This is a genomic window from Bradyrhizobium huanghuaihaiense (assembly GCF_007830635.1).
Classification (GTDB): domain Bacteria; phylum Pseudomonadota; class Alphaproteobacteria; order Rhizobiales; family Xanthobacteraceae; genus Bradyrhizobium; species Bradyrhizobium huanghuaihaiense.
In genome coordinates this window covers 1-21,086 of sequence record NZ_VLLA01000050.1, presented here as the reverse complement: position 1 = coordinate 21,086, position 21,086 = coordinate 1, and the positions used below count along the sequence as shown (strand labels likewise).

Annotated in this window: 12 protein-coding genes and 2 pseudogenes; 10 read left to right on the top strand and 4 right to left on the bottom strand. The window is 60.4% G+C overall.

The annotated features are described in order from the left end of the window. Positions 1–189 precede the first annotated feature (189 nt). Entirely contained in the window at positions 190–555 is a 366-nt protein-coding gene (locus IQ16_RS42480; protein ID WP_011084781.1) for a Nif11-like leader peptide family natural product precursor, read from the bottom strand. Positions 556–768: 213 nt separating this feature from the next. On the opposite strand from IQ16_RS42480, the pseudogene IQ16_RS42475 reads away from it, so the two are divergent. Next, positions 769–1,763 (top strand): annotated as a pseudogene (locus IQ16_RS42475) (IS481 family transposase). A 251-nt stretch (positions 1,764–2,014) separates the two neighbouring features. Here the strand turns inward: IQ16_RS42475 and IQ16_RS42470 are convergent. Both IQ16_RS42470 and IQ16_RS42465 read right to left on the bottom strand, forming a co-directional pair. Continuing rightward, complete coding sequence (locus IQ16_RS42470; RefSeq protein WP_011084785.1) at positions 2,015–3,334, bottom strand: type II toxin-antitoxin system HipA family toxin; 1,320 nt, start codon at positions 3,332–3,334, stop codon at positions 2,015–2,017. Next, complete coding sequence (locus IQ16_RS42465) at positions 3,334–3,585, bottom strand: helix-turn-helix domain-containing protein (RefSeq protein WP_011084786.1); 252 nt, start codon at positions 3,583–3,585, stop codon at positions 3,334–3,336. Before IQ16_RS42465 ends, IQ16_RS42470 begins: the two co-directional genes overlap by 1 nt. 471 nt (positions 3,586–4,056) lie before the next feature. Between IQ16_RS42465 and IQ16_RS42455 the strand changes: the two genes are divergently transcribed. The 9 genes from IQ16_RS42455 (at position 4,057) to IQ16_RS47080 (ending at position 20,868) form a co-directional block, all read left to right on the top strand. Beyond that, entirely contained in the window at positions 4,057–5,586 is a 1,530-nt protein-coding gene (locus tag IQ16_RS42455) for a Wadjet anti-phage system protein JetA family protein (RefSeq protein ID WP_231166582.1), read from the top strand. Beyond that, positions 5,576–6,214 carry a DUF4194 domain-containing protein gene (locus IQ16_RS42450; RefSeq protein ID WP_011084789.1) on the top strand — a complete coding sequence of 213 codons (639 nt, stop codon included), beginning with the start codon at positions 5,576–5,578 and terminating at the stop codon, positions 6,212–6,214. The genes IQ16_RS42455 and IQ16_RS42450 overlap by 11 nt, the downstream gene beginning before the upstream one ends. Then, positions 6,211–9,645 (top strand): SbcC/MukB-like Walker B domain-containing protein, encoded by a 3,435-nt coding sequence (locus tag IQ16_RS42445; RefSeq protein WP_018647407.1) that lies wholly within the window; start codon positions 6,211–6,213, stop codon positions 9,643–9,645. The genes IQ16_RS42450 and IQ16_RS42445 overlap by 4 nt, the downstream gene beginning before the upstream one ends. Before the next feature lie 2 nt (positions 9,646–9,647). After that, complete coding sequence (locus IQ16_RS42440; protein WP_011084791.1) at positions 9,648–10,817, top strand: Wadjet anti-phage system protein JetD domain-containing protein; 1,170 nt, start codon at positions 9,648–9,650, stop codon at positions 10,815–10,817. Positions 10,818–12,573: 1,756 nt separating this feature from the next. After that, complete coding sequence (locus tag IQ16_RS42430) at positions 12,574–13,872, top strand: glycoside hydrolase family 28 protein (RefSeq protein ID WP_014497833.1); 1,299 nt, start codon at positions 12,574–12,576, stop codon at positions 13,870–13,872. A 217-nt stretch (positions 13,873–14,089) separates the two neighbouring features. Then, a complete protein-coding gene (locus IQ16_RS42425) occupies positions 14,090–15,130 on the top strand; it encodes a pectinesterase family protein (RefSeq protein ID WP_011084794.1) in 1,041 nt (346 codons plus the stop codon). A gap of 790 nt (positions 15,131–15,920) precedes the next feature. Next, positions 15,921–16,250: a nucleotidyl transferase AbiEii/AbiGii toxin family protein gene (locus IQ16_RS47820; protein WP_108914090.1), complete on the top strand. Its 330-nt coding sequence runs from the start codon at positions 15,921–15,923 to the stop codon at positions 16,248–16,250. 1,046 nt (positions 16,251–17,296) lie between these two features. Beyond that, on the top strand, positions 17,297–18,241 hold the full coding sequence (locus IQ16_RS42410) for a hypothetical protein (protein WP_018647405.1): 945 nt from the start codon (positions 17,297–17,299) through the stop codon (positions 18,239–18,241). Positions 18,242–20,139: 1,898 nt separating this feature from the next. After that, positions 20,140–20,868 carry a hypothetical protein gene (locus IQ16_RS47080; protein WP_018647403.1) on the top strand — a complete coding sequence of 243 codons (729 nt, stop codon included), beginning with the start codon at positions 20,140–20,142 and terminating at the stop codon, positions 20,866–20,868. A gap of 27 nt (positions 20,869–20,895) precedes the next feature. Here the strand turns inward: IQ16_RS47080 and IQ16_RS46390 are convergent. Continuing rightward, a pseudogene (locus IQ16_RS46390) lies at positions 20,896–21,086 on the bottom strand (hypothetical protein); the annotation flags it as partial.

Below are 21,086 nucleotides of genomic sequence, written 5' to 3'. Positions count from 1 at the left end.
CCGCTCCATGAAGCGTTTGAGATGCGATAGCGTGCGCAGTTGCTCCGGGGTACGCCGGTCAAAAATCTGTCGGTAGTGCTCGGCGGCAGCGTGTGTCATTGACGAAGCTTACTTCATGTTTTCATCGCACTTCATCGCACTTCATCGCCTCCTCGAGCAACCACCCGATGCGGTCAGAGCGAAGGCATGTCAGACCTCGGCCACGACCGCTACAATAACAACCACAACAACTGCAACGGGCTCAACTGCTGTGGCGTGGTCAGAGGCCGCTTCCGCGGCTTGCGCGCCGCTCGTGGCCACCTCTGCAAGGGCCTGAACAGCGCCGGTCGAGATCGTATCACTCGAATTAAAAGTGCCACCGGCGAGCGGTTTAGTCGTCAACTTCTGTCGAGCTCGAATGCAACTTTTAGCTTCATCAGGTGTGAAGCTGTAGCCGAGGCTCTTTCCGATCGCGACAATCGATGCAAGGCCGGTAGCAATTGGTTTTACGCGTTCAAGCAGACCACCGTCGTTCCCCAGATCGTTGACGAATCGCTCTACGTCAGTTCGCGACACAGCCAGTCTCCGTGCCTTTGCTCAAAGTCGCCAAATCATCCATCTCGGGCTCACAAGCGATTGGTGCCGACGCCGTTAACAGGGCAAGAGGCGTGCCGAATTGAAGATTGCTGATTTTTCGTTTTTCTGACCCTGCGTATCGTCCACTTGGTGACACTTTGTTGCCGAACTGACAATCGGCCCGCTACGCGGGACGAGGTTTTCGTTGACAGTATCCAAACGGAGCAGGTTCTTCACGGCTGCGCCACAACGACGGAGGCAATCCGTCGAACAATACAAAATAGTCAAGAGAGCCTGGGGGCGCTGTCCAAGCGTTATGGATCAATCCGAAGACCGTCGCAAAATGGAAGAAGCGCGGTTCGGTGGCCGATCTTCCGACCGGCCCGAGAGAGCCAAAATCCACCAGTTTGTCGCTTGAGAAGGAGGCCATCATCGTCGCCTTTTGCAAGCATGCGCTGCTGCCGCTGGATGACTATGACTGCCTTTATGCTCTCCAGGCGACAATCCCGCATCTGACACGCTCATCGCTTTATCGCTGTCTTCAGCGCCATGGCATCTCACGGCTTCCGACGTGGAGGATGGCAAGGGCGTAAGGCGCAAGTTCAAAAGCTATCTCGGATACTTCCACATCGACATCGCCGAGGTTCGCACCGCGATGGGAGGGCTTTATCTCTTCGTCGCAATCGATCGAACCTCGAAGTGCGCCTTCACCGAGTTGCACGAAAAGCCACGAGTGTCACAGCCGACTTCTTGCGGAACTTGATCAAGGCAGTCCCTTACAAGATCCACACCGTTCTGACGGACAACGGCACCCACTCACCGACCCAAGCGGTGGGAGTTGGACTGTGGCCGATATCAAAGCCATGATCGAACGAAAGCAACCATTTTGGGCTCATGCCTTCGAGGTGGCCTGCGCCCGCAATGATATCGATCGTTGCCTGACCAAGCCTAAGCATCCCTGGACCAACGGCCAGGTCGAGCGGATGAACCGCACCATCAAGGAGGCCACAGTCAAGCGCTTCCACTACGACACGCATGACGAGTTGCGCAGCCACCTCGCCGACTTCGTCCGCGCCTACAACTTCGCTCGCCGGCTGAAGACCCTGAAGGGCCTCACGCCCTACGAATACATCTGCAAATGCTGGACTTCCCAGCCAGAACGATTCAAACTTAATCCGCTCCAGCAAATGCCGGGACTAAACACCTAGTTTGGAAACGCAGTCGCTGTTGGAGCTTGCATACGGACGGCGCGGGCCGCTCGCCGTCGAAGGAGAGCGGCAATCGCCGTTCTTGAACCGGGCCCGTTTCTTGAGCCGCTGGTTGGCTGCTTTCGGGCAACGCTCCCTGTTGCTGATCGCGCTGCTGCTCCTCTGGTAGGCAGCTTCCAGGTTTGGTTTGGTAGATCCGGTCTTCCTGCCACCGTTCACGGAGGTCATCGTACGCTTGCGCAAACCGGCGATCATTCACTACTCTTGAGCACAGCCAGCGAATTCACACGGCGCTTTGCGCCATCAGCAATCGATATGGCCATCTTCTCCGGAAATCCTTTTGGAAGCGCATTCAGCACCTGATCTATGGCCTTTGCGGCTGTATCGCCGAGCTGCTGGATGACAACCTTGACTGTTTTGTCGGGTAGACCGCAGCTTTTCGCAGTCTGCACGAAATGTCGGCCGAGAACCGTGTGGACGATGTAATGCCGGTTGCTGCCGATCGCCATGGCCAGCTTCATTTGGTTTTGGCTGATCTGTCCAGCGTCCAAGCTCGGTTGGGTCGAAATGATGTCGTAAAGCGGTGCAAGATGAAAACGACCGCCCGGCGCCAAATGAATGCTAAAATTCTTCGCGTGGCCATCGGTGGCGGCAAGCAGCCAGAACACGATCTGCGCCTTGAAGAAAATGGCCTGGTCGTCCTCAGGCGTATCGCTGCCCTTGAGGAAATCCGAGATTTTGCGGATGCCGGGTCCGCCATCGGATTCATACTTTCGCGCGGGTGGAACGGACAGCGCCTGGCAGCAGTCTTCCTGCGGCAGCCGCAACAGGCGGCCGTCGCGCGTCCAGATGCGATCGAACCGCTCAACTGCGAGCACGCGGCGCCCGGCGAAATCGATGATGCTTGATTTGGCGACAGGCAAGCCGAGTGCCGCAACCAGCTCAAGGCACAGATGCTCGTTTTCAACGCTGCCGGTCAGGTCGATTCCGTTCGGCAACTTCCCGATCTGCGGCTTGATAATGTGCGTAGTTGCGGTCGTGCCATGAGGCACGTGCCACTTGTCTTTCCAGTAAAGCAGCGCTGTCTTTTCCTGCGCGCCCGCGAGAGAAATGCGGAAGTCCTGGTCGGGGCCGATGCCGAGCGGATTGCTGGCAAGGTTGCCGAGAATGGCGGCGATCTCCTGATCGCTAGCGGCGCGGCCATCAATGGCGCCGGCGCCCCCGGGTGCGGCACTGTCGGGAAGGAATTGCAGCGCCCCGATGCAATCGCGGCCGATGGCGGAGAGCAGGCTGTAAGCATCGGCGCCATCAGCATGCGCGCGTTCGGCGACGCGTCGGCGGATGTCGTCATTATCGGGCAGAAGATTGTCAAAAACAGCGACGACGGGATCGCCGATATAACGATCCTCCCGCAATGGCAGCGACACGGAAACGGGGATGGCATTTTCCCACGCGAGCCACTGCTTGTCATACTGGAAATCGATTGCGCCACTGCTCTCGCGCCGCAGCCGCCCGACCAGCCGTGCGTTGAGGTAGACGTTGAGCGGCGCGCGGGCAGGGCGACGCGCCATCAGAACAGATCCTCAATCGCTTCAGCCGTCAATTTGGTGCGCGGCCGGATGACCAGCTCGAGGTCGAGCGCGGCCAGCGCATCCATCAAGATGCGCAGCTGCGTTGCAGGTTCACCGGCCTCCAGCTTCGAGACCGTCGCTTGACGCGCATGCATCTTCTCACCGAGGTCCCCCTGGGTGAGCTTCTTCTGCCGCCGGTAGCGCCTGATCCCGGCGCCGATTTGCTGGGGGGTGCGGGCAATCGTATCCATAAAGGCATGATACGCAAACGCGTATAATTTGTCAATATACGCGACCGCGAATATCTACAGATCATACGCTTTCGCGTATACTAGGCATATTGAAATTACTAAAAAGCTAAAGCTGATGATCGATGTAGAGCTGGGCTCGAATCTGCCGGTGGGCGAGAGAGCCTCCTCGACATGTCGAACGTTCGTATCACTATCGTGCCAAGCAACTCCTTGTATCCATTTTGCCGCAATAGTAACAACAACAAATTCAATGACTTGAGGCCGGATTGTTCCCGATCTGAGACCGGACACTAGCTCCGATCGGACCTTTGGAGTCTCGACAGCGATTGAGCTGGAAAGCTATATTAGAACATACTAAGAACTGATCTTCCGGTTGTGTTTTCAAGACCCACTCTCACTAACATTTTGCCCGGCAGGCCGTGCATTTAGTGCCGCCAACTCAGGATGAGGTCGGGCCCAGGAGCCGCGTCATTGACCTTGTTCCGCCATTTGCATGACGACGCCTTTTTAGCTTTTTCGCGCGATCACAAGCACCTGTACGCAGCGTGTCTGCTGGATCTGCACGAACGCTTCTTTTCAGGCGCGCCGTCGTTCCCGACGCCGCAGCAGGTGGTCCACGCCATCTACGACGTCATGCGCGCCAACCCCGTCCTCTGGAACGAGGGCGATGATTTCGGCAGCCTGCCGGAAATGATCTCCGCGAGACGCCGCCGGATCCGGAAGGCCGACGTCGCGCTCGCTTCCGAGAAGGGCGACAAGGCGCTCGGTCTTGCCCGACAACTATACGCCCGGCTGCTCGTCTGGGGATGGCTTGAAGAGGAGGAATACGGGCTTCGCGTCACTGTGGACATGGCTATGGGACCGCTGCTCGTGCTGCAACGGCTCGCGAGCCTCAACAAGGATCTCTCGCAGCGATTCGGCGGCTTGATCGTGCAAATCCGCCTCAACCTGGAGGCCGTCGAAAAACTGAGGCCTGAGATCACCGACCGCAAGCAGCGCGAAGCCGCGCTCGCCGTCCGCGAGGCGCGCAATCAGGCCGACCAGTTCACTAAGAGTCTGCGGGCCATTCTGGCCGACCTGAAGCGCGTCCGACGGACCGTCATGGAGTCGAAAACAGTCGCTACCCGGCTCGAAGCCTTTTTCGAGGAGTTCATCGAACAGCTCCTGCTGAAGGATTTCGAGTCCATCCTCACCGTCAACCATCCATACCGCTTCCGCGACGCCATCGTCGATCTCGCGCGGAGGATCTCCTACAGCCCGGAAACCATGCAGGTCCTCGCCGAGGAGTACATAGCTTCCAGCATGGCAGCCGACATCGAGGACGGTCGAATGGCCGCGGCCGACGACCTGCTGGCTATCGAAAGCATCTTCGATCAGATCGGGGAGATGTTCGACAGGATCGAGGCCTTCCGCAGGCAGCTCGAAGCCCGGGTCCGCAACACCATTAAGTACGCCGAGCGGGGCGGGCAGGGACTCGTCGGCCGGGCCGGCGGCCTGGTGCGGCGCCTGGATGCCTTACTGCGCGACGGCAGGCACCACAAGGCGACAATCGAATGGAGCATCGAGCCGCTGCGGTCGCCCTGGTCGGAGCACCATCAGGCGCCGGCCAGGCAGCCGCGCCGTCCCGTCGAAGCAAGGGAGCTCGCCGAGCCGCCGTCGGATCCGTTGTATGAACTGCGCAAGAAGCTCCGCCTCGAGTACATCGCTCGCATCGCGCCCCGCCCCGAGGATGTCAGACGATTCCTCGAGGGCCAGGTGCCGCCATTCGCGACCAGGGAAGCCCGCTTCATGGAAATCGATACCGTGGACGACTTTCTCGCCTTCGATTGCGCCCGCCGATATGCGCTGACAGGCGAGGTTCCGGCGCAGGTCGCGGCCGGGTTCGAACTCGAACCGTGCCCCGACACGCCCCCACACGACAGCGAATGGCTCCGTTGCGCCAACTTCCTGGTCAAGCGATCGGGCGCACTCCGGAAGGCGAGGGCGGCTCATGCTCAGTGAGTTCGAAAACGTCGAGCGCTCCTTCGGCGCGGAAAAGGCAGCCGACCTCCGCAAAGCGCAGCACTTCCTGCTACGGCGGCAGTTCGTGTTCGCGGGAGACCCCCGGACCGGGACAGTCTACAACACGATCATGGACGGCCGCTTCCGCGACGTGGTCGACGGCTTCTTCGATAGTTGCGGATACCGCGTCCACCGCGATCCGGAGGCGCAGTGGGCCGGCATCGTCGCCATGGACGAGGACGTGCCGCTGCCCCGGATGAAGCTCGACGAAACCATCGTCATGCTGGTGCTGGCGGCATACTGGCAGCAGGAGGTGAACGTCGGAGCAGTCGAGGACCGGGCCGTCGTAGTGGCCACTTTGAACGACCTGTTCGATCGCTACCGCGAGATGGCGCAACACGGCGGCGGTGGCGCGATCTCGGCCGCCCGGTTCCGGGACATCCTGCGCGAGGTCGCCCAACGCAGTTTGGTCGAGATCGGTGATTTTGACGACGAGCAGCAGGACTGCGAGATCAGGATCCGTCCGATGATTAAGCTGATCAGTGGCGGCGATGCCCTCCAACGGCTCGAGCGCTACGTCCGTAGCGAGGAGGCGCGGTTTCCGCAGCCCGCAGGAGACGAGGCATGATGGAGCTACGCCACCTGACGATGGTGAACTGGCACCTATTCGACGTCGCCGACATCGACGTGAGGGGACACGTCGGGGTCCTGGGCGAGAACCGGTCCGGCAAATCCACAATCCTCGACATGGCACAGGTCGTTCTCACCGGCGGGAGCCGGCGGTTCTTGCGCCTGAACGCGGTCGCCGGCGATAGCGGAAAATCGCGCAGCGGCTCGAAGCGCAGCGTCGTCGATTACTGCCTTGGGACGCTCGGCGAAGATCAGCGCCGGCGCGACGAGGCGCGCACCTACATCGCGCTCGGTTTCGAAGACACGGAAGGCGCCCGGTCACCGGTCACGATCGGCATGGCGCTCGAGGCGCGCAAGTCCGACAGCAGGGAGACCGTGCTGGCACTCTTCGTAGCCGTCGGGACCGTTCTGAGCTCCAAGGACTTCATCGAGCAGCGAGGAAAGTCGCAATTCCCGGCGCAGTGGGAGGACGTGCGCGCCCGGATCGTCGCAGCGGTCGGCGAAGGCAACTTCGTCAATCATCGCGACCGGGCGAGCGACTATGTCCGCGAGTACATGCGCCATCTTCTGCCGCATTCGTCCTTTGGCGAACAGAACGCCAGCGCCCTGCAGAAATCAATCGTCAACGCGATGACGCTCGATCACAACCAGACGGCGACGCAGTTCGTGCGGAACTACATCCTCGAGGACAGTCCGATCGGCATCAAGGAGCTGCGCGAGTCGATCCAGACATACCGCAACATCAGCGAGACCATCCGGAAAATGCGCCTCAGGCTCGAAGCCCTAAGGGCGCTTCGGGGCGTCCTCGCCGCGCTTGAAGAGGCGCTCGAGACCAAGTTCAGGGAGGAATGGGTCGCAAAACGCGCGACTTGGCTCGCGGCGCGCGCGACAAACCTGGACTTCAAGACCAAGCGGCGTACCGAGATGGCGCGCCGGGACGCCGCAGCAAAAGAACTCGAATTCATCGACGACGACGTCAAGGCCATCGATAAGGAGATCGAACGCCTCACGGCCGCGATCGCCGAGCACGATGCCAAGACCGGCAGAAAGTCCCTGCAGCAGACCGCCGATGTGGCCGGGCAGGCGGCGCACCGCGCCTCGGCGGACTTCAAGGCTCGCATGGAGAACATCCGTCGCCTGGAGCCGCTACGCGCGATGTGCGCGGACGGTTTCGAGGACTTCGTTCCTGCGCTTGAGCGTCTTCTGACCGCCACCGCCGGGGCCGACATCGGGGGCGTCTCCGACGAGGTCACCGCGGCCGAGAAGTCCTTCGCGGCAAGCGGCGCCAAATGGCTGCCGAAGATCGACGAAGCGCGTCAAAGGATCATCGCGGAGCTTTCCGGCCTCCGCGGCAGGCGCGACGAGGTGCTCGAACGGATCCGACAGCACGCCGCCGGAGGGGCGCGCGCCTATCTCGGCGACGACACTGAACTCCTCTGCCGCAGGCTGCGGCAGGGTGGAATGGTCCCGCGCGTACTCTGCGACATCATCGAAGTCGCCGAACCCGAGTGGGTAGGAGCCGCCGAGGCGCTCCTCGGTCGCGACCGGGAAGCCGTGTTCGTGGACAGAGCGGATATCAGCGCCGCCACGTCAATCTTCAAGGAAGGTCGCCGCGAGTTTCGCCATGCATCGCTCGTGAGCCTAAACAAGCTCGAGCAGTTCAGGGCCAAGCCGGAGCGCGGCACTTTCCCCTCGATCTTCCGGAGCCAGGATCCGGACGCGATGGCCTTCATCATGCGCCGCTACGGCAACGTCCGTCTCGCCGACACGCTCGACCAGTTCAACAGGCCCGGCCGGGCGATAATGAAGGACGGCCTCTACGACGACGGACTCGTCCGGAGCCATCGCTGGATCGAATCCTCGCAGTATAAGATCGGAAAGGCAGCCCAGGCGAACGCCCTGCGATCCCTGCAGGATCAGGCCGAGGAGCTGGGTCGGATCCTGATCGACAAGGGGAAGGAGGCCCATGCCGCGGAGCAGGCTTTTGCCGCTCTGAAGAACATCTGCGAGGGACGTAATGATCTGGGGGCTTGCGCGGCCGCCTTCGCGGCCGCGCAGACTGAGGTCGCTGAAGCTCAGGCCAGGCTCGATGCCCTCGACGGCGCGGGGGACGGCGGGCTTCGCGACAAAAAGAGGGCGCAGCAAAAGCTGAAGGAGAAGAGGCTGGAGGAGAGAAAGACACAGCAGAAGGCGTTCGGCGAGCATGACGGCGAGGTCAGGTCGGCGGAGAGGAGGCTCGGAGAGGGCGAGAACGTGCCCGGCTCCGAACTCAACCTCAGGGTCGCCCGGTCGATATACCGCAAGTTCTTCCCACTCTACTCCACCGCGAAAGGCAGGGCCGTCTACCGCGACCGCCTCGATGCCGCAGCCCAAAAGGGCTTCGCTGAGAAACACCGGGCCATCGCCGAGAAGGCCTTGAAGGATGCGAATGTGTCCGACAACGAGCGCGCCCGGATCGAGCGACGGGTCCGCGAGCTTCTTTACGATTACTTCGACCAGTTCGGGATGAGTTCGCAGGTCGGTGCGGAAAGCGAGCCGCTGCGGGAGGTGAAGCCATGGATGGAGCAGCTGATCTCGGATATCGAATCCAATGAGCTGCGCCAGTACGAAAGGCAGGCGCGGGATGCGGCGGAAAAGGCCTCTACCCTGCTGCGCGGCGAGTTCATCAACGCGCTCACGGCCCGGATCGGAAAGATGGAGCGGGAGCTGCAATCGTTGAACCGTAGCCTCTACGCACATCCGTTCCATAACGAGCGATATTCATTCCATCGCACCCAGATGGTGGAATTCCAGCCCATCCTGAAGATCATCGAGATCGCCAAAACCTCTCCGGAGGCGCTCGATATGCTGTTCCGGGGCGACGTGCCCGATGACTTCCCGCACAAGGATACGATCGTCGCACTCGAGGCGCTGCTCGAGGACCCCGACAAGGATTTCACCCAGTTCGAGGACTACCGCAACTTCTACACCTTCGAGATCCACATGGAGGATGTTGCCACCGGCCGCTCGACCCGCTGGGAGCAGCGGCGCGGCACCGGGTCTGGCGCCGAACAACAGGTGCCTATCTACGTTGCCATCGGCGCTTCGCTGGCCGCCGTCTACGGCAGCGCGGAGCGTCGTGCCGGCAAGCCCGCCGGTTTCGCGCTCGCCATGTTCGATGAGGCCTTCTCCAAGATGGACGGCAAGAACCAGCGGCAGATGATGAGCTTTTACAAAAACCTCGGCCTGCAGTTCGTGATCGCGGCGCCGTTCGAGAAGCGCGTCGCCGTGCTCGAGCACATGGACACCATCGTGGAGGTGGACCGCATCGGCGAGCAGTCCAGGGCCACTGTGGTGGAACTGAAAGAGAAGGCCAAGCGCGAGCTGATGGCCATCGATCCGGACCTGATGTCCGAAGATGAGCTCGCCACCCGTCTGGCCGCCGAGTAGCCATGGCTCGGCGTTTCACGGATGCGATCGGCCTGCTGAACGACCTGCTCAACCGCTTCGAGGCGGGGGCCGCAAGCCCGATCGCCCACCCGGACTACCCCGCTTTCCCATCAGTAGTCGCGGCGGACGCCTTCCTGAAACAGATCAGGGAAGCCGAAAGCGCCGGCGCGGTCTCCCTTGGTTGGGGGCGGGGCCCCATGCGCGACCAAGTGGCACATGTGCGGCTGGCCTCGGCGGAGATCCTATACCGATATCTCCGCCGTACCCCCGCGTCGCGCATCGCGGAGGATGCCGCTGTGCGGCTTGTCGCCGGGGCGGCGATGCACGACTCTCTGAAGAACAGCGCTTCCCAAGTCGCCGAGGTATGGGGGCGGGGGAAAACGTGGCACGGGGTTGCTTCGTCCGATGTCGAGACACTGCGCGACGCGTTCGTTCTCGCCCAGGCCATCCTGGCTAACAAACATCTTGGCGTCGACTACAAGACCTTCTCGAGACGAACGGTGGGGCACAGCAAAACGCTCGAACGGATCGAAGGCGCGGTCGTGCGGCTCCTGAGCGGCATCCTGGAGTTTCCCCCCGGCGCGCGGCCACGCGAGGCGCTCCGGGCAATCGGCCTTGAGCGCTTCGCGCCACCGCTGCTGATCGCGGGCAAGATCGACCTCGATGGAGCCGACCTCTCCGGAATCTCTCCGCTGTATCTCGGAATCACTCCCAAGGAAGCAGATCGCGTCCGCTTCCGGGAGCCGCCGGCCTACGTGCTAACGATCGAAAATTTCGCAAGCTTCAACCGGCACATCGCCGAGGCGGACCCCGGCCGATTAGGAACGACCATGTATGTCGGAGGGTACCCCTCGCTTGCCACCCAGCAGGCGCTGCGGACGATCGCAGGATTGGTATCCGAACAGACGCCGATCTTTCATTGGTCGGACATCGATCCGGACGGCACCTGGATCTTCCACACCATCGAGCGCGCCGTCGACCGGCCGATCCGTGCCCACCTCATGAGTGTCGAAGTTGCCGAGCGTTTGGGACAAGTGCCGTTCAAAAAATCCGCACCCGCTCGATGTCCACCGGACTCCGGTATCGCAGCTCTGGCAGCGTACCTGGCGAAAGATGGAGCCAAGACGCTCGAGCAGGAAGAACTCGATCCAGTCCTGCCAGAGTTTCATTAGAAAATGCGCGCGGACGCTCGTGGTTGCTGCTTTGGCTGTCTCGCTCAGGACGTCATTTGTTTCAAGCGCGACAACAGCACCGCCCGCAACTACGTGCTGCGGGCAAACCGACATCGTTTCTTCATAAAAACGCTCAACCAGCATTGGCATGCCAGTTGCTTGAAGATGGGACGAAACCACCTGTGACTATGATGCTCGTTCAGCATCCGGTTGAAGTATTGAGATGAAATATGCCCGCTTGATCGATGGCAGAGGTCCCCCGATGCGCTTTCCAAACCGGGCGCCTGCCTCGCGAACTCTGCCATCTTGGGATCGCGCTCCGGTTTGCCGGGCAGAAGCCGATTGTCTTGGGGGCTCGCAACGAATGGTGGTTCTCAGCAAGAACGCCAGCGTAAAGGCGTCCTCAGGACGATCGTTTGGCATCGGATTAGCCCATGGTTCGGGGTGGGGCATCTGCGACATGCAGAGCCTGCGCTCTTGAAGCTAGGTGTCGGCCTTGCATCGGGGCTTGCAGATGGTCAATGAGCTAATGCAGAACGATTGGGATCTTGAGAACATACTCAGGCAACAGGACGAGCTCAAGGTCAAGCTGCTTCGCGCCCAATCGGTTGTCGCCGAATGTAAGGCAGGATTGGCGGATCTGGAGCGGAGGCTTGAGTGTCGAGCGGTCTCGATCGATGAACGCCAGCGCAACTCTGCGGCAAACAATTCAATACGCAACGCACGGCCGCCTAAATCGCGAAGCCTCGATAATCCTGTTAACCCGGATGCTGCCGTGGCGTTTTCGCCTCGATGGGACCGCTGAAAGCTGCCGCCGCGCACGTTAACGGCGACAGGTTTTGGGACGGACCTGGCGAAGATCTCGAGACGCATGGTGTTGCGAACCCGGCGGGCGAACTGGACAATTAGGTGCGGCCTTGCCGATAGGCTCGGCTTTTTGGCTGATCGCGGTGCGTCCGCCAGGGATGCGCGCAGAGCAGCACCAGATAGGGGACGTATCGCCGCGTCTTTGGCTAGAGCCTCCTGTTTCGGGGCTGCTCACGTAGATGTCCTGAATCGAGTGTCAAGAGCTCTCCACTTCCAGCCAGTTCGGTCGTCTTGTCCGTCTTTAAGTCGTTGAAATTTCCGATTAGGCGTCCATGGAGGGGGCGCGAGCGGGCGCGTTCAATGACCACGATGGTCCGCTATGGCCGTTGGGCAGGCGACGTGCCGAGCGGTGCTGACCGCGGAAGCCGACCATGCCTCCGGCATCGCATGGATGATGACGGAACTCACTGACTATGTCCCGCAAGCGATCACTCCGGAACAGGGCGGGTAACGGCAGTCATCTAAAAATTCGTGAGACACCAGGAAGAGGGGATCCGGTGCGAATGCGATCCGGTGCCGGCCGTAGCCTCGTCAGCTTCTCGAAAGCTTTCCCGAATACTCACTGCCCACCGATCCTGGACGAGAGGCTGCGTGGACTCACGCGCAATTGGAGTTGCACAAATGAAATCGGGGACCGGTTGGGAGCTCAATCAGTGTGAGCAGGCTGACGTTACGAAGTTGTTGGATTTTCGTACTATCGCAAAACGCTTCATCTTTTTCGCGCATAGGCAAGGTGCTGCTGCGCGATCTCAAGTCCAGGCGTCTACTGCGTCGGATAAATGTCATCTTGTGCGCGCCAGTGACGCACGCGGCGACTCGATCAAGCCAGCGCTCAATACCAGAAAAGGCACGCGACAATGATGCGCGTGACAAAAGCACGAGCAGGTCAATGACAAAGCGTTTTCGCAACTGGGCCCTATTGTCCATACTCGCCTCCATGGTTGTCGGCCCCGCCGCAAAAGCGCAAGACCGCCGGACTATCGCCGAACCTGTTGCACCTGATACGGTCTGTGATCGCCCTGTGCCTTCCGGCAAGAACGATACAGTTAGCCTACAGGAGGCCATTGAACATTGCCCCGATGGCGCTGCAGTTTATCTCGGGCGCGGCGAGTTTCACTCAGGTCCACTCGAGATGAAATCGGGCGTGACCTTATGGGTCGGACGCGGTGCGACACTGATCGCCATCCCCGAACCTGCCGCTTACGACAAGGGCCTCGGACAATGTGGTCGCATTGCGGAAAAGGGCGACGGTTGCCGGCCATTCATCAGCTTTTCTAAAACGCGCGGCGGCGGTATCTACGGAGAGGGCATCATCGATGGTCAGGGCGGCGCGCTGATCGGCGGCGGCGCGGAAACCTGGTGGCAGCTAGCCCGCCGCGCCCAAGCCCAGGGCGGCAATCAGAACGCCCCACGCTTGATCCAGGTCGATCATGCGCAGGATATCACGTTCTCTGGTGTCACCTTGCGCAACGCTGCCAATTTTCATGTCGCGATGAACCGGGTTGAAGGTGCCACGTTTTGGGCCCTCACGATCGATTCGCCGGCGGATGCCCGCAACACCGATGGCATCGATCTTGGCGCCAGTCAGGATGTGACCATCACCCACAGCTGGATCCGTACGGGTGACGACAACGTCGCAATCAAGGCCGGCGACAATGGTTCAAGCAGCCATATCTCGATCATTGATAATTATTTCGGCTGGGGGCATGGCATGTCGATCGGCAGCGAGGTGAATTCCGGGGCCAGAGACATATTGGTGCGTAATCTGACACTGGATGGTACGACGTCGGGCCTGCGCATCAAGAGCGATGTTGGTCGAGGCGGTCTGGTCGAGAACGTGACTTATGAGTACGTGTGCCTGAGGGGCAACCGGTGGCCGCTGGCTTTCGATGCAAAATATGATCCGCGCGCTCAAGGCACGAGGATTCCGGTCTATCGGCAAATCGTTCTCCGTCATGTGCATGGCGACACTGGTGTGCTGCTGATGCGCGGCATAGACGAGCGGCATGCCCTGGACGTGACACTCGAAGATGTTCGATTTGCCAATTCCGCGACTTGGCAACTTGAACATGCGAACGTCAGCGCAAATCACTCTGACGTATGGCCCCCGCTGCCCGGACGAGCTACACAACCGCCGCTGCGCGGATCGGAGGTATGTTCCAAGGCATTCCGCGACGGCAATCGGTAAGCACTACACGCGGCGCCGAACTCAGGTGGTGAGTTCCGCATCTGGGGCCAAGATTACTGGTGTGACGAAGGTCGGGCTCATGTCCCGAGTTGGTTGCTATTGGCCGACAGTTTTGCAGGGCCGGAAATGTCAAGGTGACGCAGGTTCTGATTTGGCGATGAAAATCTTGTGTCGATGCGCGACGGCTATCCCGCTGAGAAACGAAGTGTAAGATCACATGCGAATTTTCGTTTCCTCCGCTGCACTTCTGGCGGGATGTTTCTGCATCGCCGCGGCGTACGCTCATCCACTGTTGGTGTCGCATGCCGGAAATGCAGACTATCACTCCGTGCAGCAAGCCATCGACGCATTGCCGGCGGAAGGCGGAAACGTCCGGATCGCGCCAGGCATCTATCGCGAGAAGGTTAAAATCACGAAATCCGGTGTTCATCTCGCAGGGACTGGCAACAAGCCGGAGGATACGGTCATTGTGTATGGCGACGGCGCGGTCAATGTAGGAGGAACGGCCCGTTCGGCGACGCTGGATGCCCCTAGCGATGACTTCCGGCTCGAGAATCTGACCATTCAGAACGACTATGCCCTCAATCCGGCCAATCCACCTTCGCAGGCGGTAGCGCTGTCCGTTACCGGAGATAGGGACGTCATTACGCGCGTCCGCCTGCTCGGCGCCCAGGACACGCTGTTTGCCGGCAAGGGACCAAACGGTAGAATGTCACGACAATACTTCTCGAACTGCTACATCGAAGGGCATGTCGATTTCATATTTGGCAACGCCAAGGTCTGGTTCCGGCAATGTGAATTGCACGGCATCGCCAATCAAGCGGTCATCTATACCGCTCAGAGCAAGGCAACGCCGGATGAGGACAGTGGCTATGTTTTTGATCATTGCAGGCTAAGTGCCGACCCTGCTGCGCGCTATATCGCGCTTGGCCGCCCCTGGCGCTCCTACGCCACAGTGGTCTTCCTGTCGACAAAGATAGATGCACGAGTGATTGCGGAAGGCTGGCGCGAATGGGCTCCCGGCGAGACCAACAAGTTGAGCACGAGCTATTATGCCGAATATAGATCCTTCGGCATCGGTGCTAACCCATCAGGCCGCGAGCCTCATTCCCATCAACTGAAAGATGGCGAAGCTGCGAGATGGTCGCTGAGAGTGTTCTTCGCGGGTGTCACAGATTGGCTGCCCACGAACCATCAGGTTCGAACAAAGAGCAATGTTCACGGTGAAGGGGTTCCACGGCGATCCTCGGATGAATGAGGGGAGCGAGCCTGATTGTGATGGAGAGTCTTGTACAGCAACCCAACCGCCGCCGGAGCCAAACCGACGGAAAGGGGGGCCGGCGCGACGATCTCATCTGTTCGCCGTCCACCCACATGCGCCCGCTTCAGCTCGCAGATCATCTTGTCCGTTTTGGCGGATCAGTGTCGGCAAGCTCTACGGACCGTCACGTCAGCACGTCGTCATCGCTCGGGAACGGCTGATTTGCCTGTTCAGCGCCTTGCGCAGATCTCCGGAGAGCGAAGTGGGCTGATGCTTCGCGGCTATATTCGTTCGGTCGGTGAGCGACGAAAATTCCCGTGCGCGAGGCGAGGGCGCCTATCTGCGCCCCGTCGAAAGTTGCTTCGGAACGAGAGCTCAGTCGGTCGAAAAGTTGTTGAGGAGACCAAGGCGCGCCGCGGCGAAATCATCGGTTACGGAGGCGCTGCCTCAGCCAACCAACTCGGTTGACGAGGCCGCAGACTGTTCGGCAGGTTTATTTGACTTCGGGGGCGTTCCGCGAGCTCCATCTTGGCAAGCAAGTTGTGGAGTTCAAGCATGCACCGCGTTGGCAGCTTACGATGGCCAAGCCGTCGTGCAGGTGAGGTCGTGCGCGCTCGAGCGGGGCGGTCCCGAGACTGCAAGAGAAGCCTTGCGGTCCCTCAGTCAAAGACTGAGCCCGATTGAAGTGAGCGAATCGAAGTCTGCCGGATCTTCATTGCCAACTTGGCTTGCCAGGCACCGTTACTGCTGCGAACTCAGGACGCCCTGCACATCTTCTCGAAAAAGAATGTTTGGGGTCGTTTTGATGCCTGAACGCGCTCGTCGCCACTGGGCGAGAATCTCGTCTCCGAGCGGAACGTCCCTTTCGAAGGCTTACGGCGCAATTCGCCGTTTCTCGTACGACGTGGATCTCACATACGGCATTCGAGCAACAGCTCCGGACCCGGTGGACAATTTGGTCCCTCAGAACCGCAGTCAAAGCAAAAGTGCTAACGCGCGAGAACGCCTCCGGTCTGCGTCAAGGAAAAGACGTTGTGCGTCATCAATGAACGCCTGCAATAGGACAAGCTCAAGGACGACAAGATGCACGTCACGTATGATCCATTGGAGACGGTAGCGGCTATGTAAGTCCCGCCGTGATGCTTGAATTCGGCGCACGATCGACCGGCGATCCATTGTTAGATCGGTCGACCAATTTCGTCAGCTCGAACACGAAACCGGCGAAGAGGTGCGATAAAATTGGAGCAACTCCGTCCGTCGTCAGGCGGGTGCCGATGCGACGCCGGTCTCGCGCGCAGCAATATCCTGATCTCGTCAGCTTCTTGAAAGGTTGCGGCTACAACAATCGAGAATCTGAAGAGCTGCAATCTCGCCGTAATCCAGGCCGTACGGATTGCTGCAGGGTCTCTACAAACATGAGGAGAGCAGGATGGATCCGATTGACCCATTCTTCGATTCAGGAGCCTGGATGCGGGAGTACGCCGCGCTGCCGGGGCGGGCGGGTCAGCGACGGGGCGACTCAAGCGAGCAAGGCGACTTTGAGAAGCGTATGGAGGATTTGCATCTCGATCCGTCTGATCAAAGCAAGTCAACTTCACCTGATCGGCCTCCCGCAGGAGGTGGTCGAGCAGTCCGGCGGGACGATTTCGGCGGTTCGATGCGGGCGCCGCCGCACTCCACTTTTAGGGAGAGTGCGCTAGGCGACACGCGCCGGAGCGTAGACATTCCCAGCTTTCAGCTTACCGCTGCGACGCAAGTGCCGCAGTCTAGTTTGCGAGATGATCTGTTCAGCAGCGCGCGCTAAAGCTTTCCGGACGCAGAGTCTGCCGCGTCGGCCAAAAGCGGAAAAAGCCGCAGATTATGGTCACGCTTCAAGTCGGGAATCGGCAAGGCGCTTGGCCGGAGCAGCAGTGAAAATTCGTCGCGCGACGCTGGGCAATCTGACGTCTTTTCGACGAATTTACGAATTGATTATGCGAGGCAGCCGGGCCGGACGCGCGGGGTCCCTGCGGCCGATGAGGAGCTCATTAAAGATTTCCGAAACAAGGCGGCGGGTAACCTCACCGACGGCACGATCAAGAATGCGGCAACCGATTTGCGCCATTTGAGCGTGCTCCTGAGCGAGCACGGCAGGCCCTCAATTGCGGATCGAATAGCCGGGAATTGGAAAACGCGCAGCAGGACAATCCGGAGGTGGAAAACCACCAGCTGGAAGCTGAGCTCGATGAGGAGGTCGACAGGTACGCAGGCCGCCGCGGCACGCGCATCAAGGCGGCCTTGAAGAAGCTCCGTGAGGTCGGTGCCGGAAACGCCCTGGCGCCTGATCTCCGCCGACTGGCTCCTCACGGCGCGGACGCAACCCTCATCCACATGTGGGCGGCGGCGGAAAAGGCAACACACAGGATCGAGCCGAAGACGATCGACAGGCAAGCTCGCCGCATGTCTAAGCTGAGTGAGTGGCTGCGGACCCATGATAGGCCACCGATGGCCGGCCGACTTTCCACCCCCGCGTTTGTCCGGGATCTCGAGGAGTACAGGCGCGAAACCAACGACAAGAAGATCAATGCTGATCTGGTCAAACTTGGCGGATACGAGCAAATCCTGGAGGCGAACAGGGCGCTTGGATTGAGGCCTCCTGAGGATCCGGGCCAGCCTTCTTGGGAAGCTGCTCGACAGCCGCATGCACTGCAGGGTCCTCCCGCAACGCCAGCTAGCCCGAGCGCGGGCGCCTGGGATTGGCTTGGCGAGCAGATCCACGGGCCCAACATATCGATGCCAGCGCCGCCCAGCCATTGGCAGGCCGGTTCGTCGCAGCAGCTTCCCGCAACCCCGGCGACGCCGAGCGCCGGAGCCTGGAACTGGCTTGGCGAGCAGATCCAAGGACCCGCCTCACCAGAGCCAGCGCCGCACTGGGGCGCGCAAGCTCATCCGCCGCTCGAGCTTCCTGCTACACCGGCCACCCCCAGCCAGGGAGCCTGGGCCTGGCTCGGGCAACAGATGCAAGACTCCGCATCGCCGTCGTGCGTGAGGCCTCGATCGTCAAACATCTACGGCGGTCTCGACTCCTTCGTTGATCTGGATCCACCCCACACCCCACGACTTGCGTGACGATGCGCGCTCTGCGCCAGCATCTGAATTTGCAGCCGCCTCGTCGTTCGCAGGACCGCCGGGGGCGGCTCCGGAGCTGCGGGATATAGGAGCGATCGTTGGCGCCGGCTGGCGCCACGGCTCCCAGGCGGCTTCAGTCGTGTTGATCGATGTATTGGGAAATATGCATCTGCTGCCAAACCAGTTCGGGCCAAGTCAGTTTGTGATCAATGGGGAGCGCTATTTTCGGCTACGGTGGACCAGGAGGCCGCAGGGATGTTCGCCTGATCCATCATCCCCGCGTGAGCCAGCCGGATGAACCAGGCCCGTCTCAGTCGCTCTATCGTCCCCGGCCGATCGTGCCAGCCGTGCAATCCGGTGAGGGGCCCGTTGATCTTGGGTATCTGATCCGCGGGGATGGGAGCACCGAGATCGATTCCTTCCGCCCTACCTCGTCCGCGCCCTGGAAGGCCAAGGCATCTTGCCGCGGGCGGGCCAACCAACCTATTTCGAGATCCGCGGAGTGCCTTACAGGGGTGAATTGGTGGAGAGCGAAGGCCGCCAGCGCGTACGCATTTATCCTGAACGTGGCTGAAGAGGCAGCAGGGCCTGCAATCGAGCTTTCGGCGGGGCAGCTCGCGTAAGGCGTTCTATAGCGAGGCTGTTGGCAGGCGATGGATCCGTTGCAGGGGCACGGCCTGAACCGTCCAGCCTCCTCTTTGTAGAATCTGCCAAGCGATTCTACCAATTTGGTGCGTGCCCGGACATGCTTTCTGCATCCCTGATCCTTTCACATAGTCCGCCAATTCTTGTCTTGAAAACCGCAGCTACCACAGATCGAACGCATTCCTGATCGAGGGAGCACCGGCGCCGAGCGCAGGCGATGGCCAAGCGCCAAGAACTTGGCCACCAAACGAAAGTTTGCTGACAAAGGCTTTTCCTGATGGCCGCCCAAATTCCTCGGCGGGCGCGGTATTTCGCAACCTGCATAGCTTAAGGCCTCATGCCCAGTTCAGTTATTGCGCTATGCAAAGGCCCCTCGCGCTGCGTTGCAAACACCTGGTCCGCTCGGGAGCAGAGTGCAAGTGCCCACTGGACCTGGGAAGCCGATGACAGCGAGCTTGGTGCGATAAAAATCGCTAAGGTCAGCTTCCTCCCAGCGCTTTTCCCAAATAATCTCGAAAAGGATCAATGAGGACAGAGTGTGCGGGCGGCCGCCGGCGCTCAGGCTCACCGCCCGCAGCAAGCCAGCGTTCGATAGTCCTCACGCTCATGGCGATCTGCGGCGCGATCCCGCGCGGCGACAGACCGGTGGCGCGCAAGTCGAGGATTTCGGCATGAAGTTGCGCGACGATTGAGAGCCGCGGGCGACGGCTCGTCAGATTCTCGAAAGTTTGTTCATAGTAGGACTAGCTCAATTGATTGCATGACGAGAGGCTAATGTGGAACCGCACAATTTTGACGTAACTGCCGGGCCGCGGTACAGGTCTCGCAAGAGCATCAACCCGACCGATCCGGGCAAGACGACTTTGAGCAGCAATTAAACGAGGTGCGCGAAGCCGATAACGCGATCCCTGACGGTGGGCCACGCGGTAGGCCCTCTACCAATGTGTCTAGCTACACCAGCAGTCCCCGGCCGAGCCGATGAGTGCACTTGCCAGGAGCAACCTCTTGCCAAGCGAGGTCCTCATCAACGATGAGCGTAACACAGCTGAGTTGAGAGCAGCGAAGAGGCCAAGGGCCCTAAAAAGTCCGCAAGGCGTTGCCATTGAGCAGCAGCTGAGCGAGTTCGCCAATTCAGGCGGTGGTGGAGCAATGTCAGCAGCCTCCGCGATGCAGCCGGCTCAATCAACTGGGATTGTGGTACGGGGGCATCAGTTGGACAAGCGGCCTGTTTATCCGAGGATGCTCCCGAAATCTTGAGGCTTGAGGAGGCTCTCATCAAAGGCGGGATGGTCGCCGGTGGGGCGAAGCAACATGCAGGCGCTCTTCTTAGCTTTAGCCGTTGGCTCTTCGCAAAACGCAGACCGAGCATTGTTGCTCGGCAGGACAATAAGTCGCTGAGCAATGGCGGTGACGTATACGAGTTCGTCGGAAAGGGAAATCCCAAAATCCTCCTTGTAGCATTAGACCATCTCCGCACCTTTCGGTCGACGGGCGAAGTCATCGTACGCCAACGGAGCGGTCGCGCCCGCCCCCCGAACGTGGCCCCCATCCATCCCGAAAGCGCGGCACTGATGGAACCGACGCTCATCGGCGACGCCGCTGCACAGCACAGGGCCTCGTACGAAGCTAGCAGTCGGCGAGAGGAGCTTCGGGACGGGCAGGAGGATCAACCCGCCCCGTCGGCTTTCGTCCAAGGGCACGTCGCGATCAATCCCGAGCAGCTTCATCAGTGGGAGCTTTTGCAAGTGCTGGATCATCTTGATCATCAACCCATTCCGTCACCAGCCTCCGTCCCTTCGGACAAGCTTCAGCGACTGGAAAAGGACTTACAGGGCGAGTTGCACCGACACCCTGCCGCGTCGTTCTCCGCCGATCCAGAAGAGTTTAGTTTCGATCTAAAGCAATTCTCTCTAGGTGCCGCGCGGCGAACAGGATGGAAGTGGAGCGTCGACCATGATGAGAGGGCTACGCCGGGCTCGTGACGCAGGGAGGGCGTAGCCCGACCGGAGTTACGAGCCCGGCGTCGGCGCGATCCACAGCGGACCGCGCCGACTGGTGATCGCGGCCGGCTGGTTATGCAAGTGGTTCTTCCGCCAAGAGGAATCACTCGCGTGCCAGGCCGACACATTACCGATCACCAAATGAGGCTCTACATGAAGTACCGTCAGACCGATAGCCCACCCGTGGCCGCCGCCAAGGC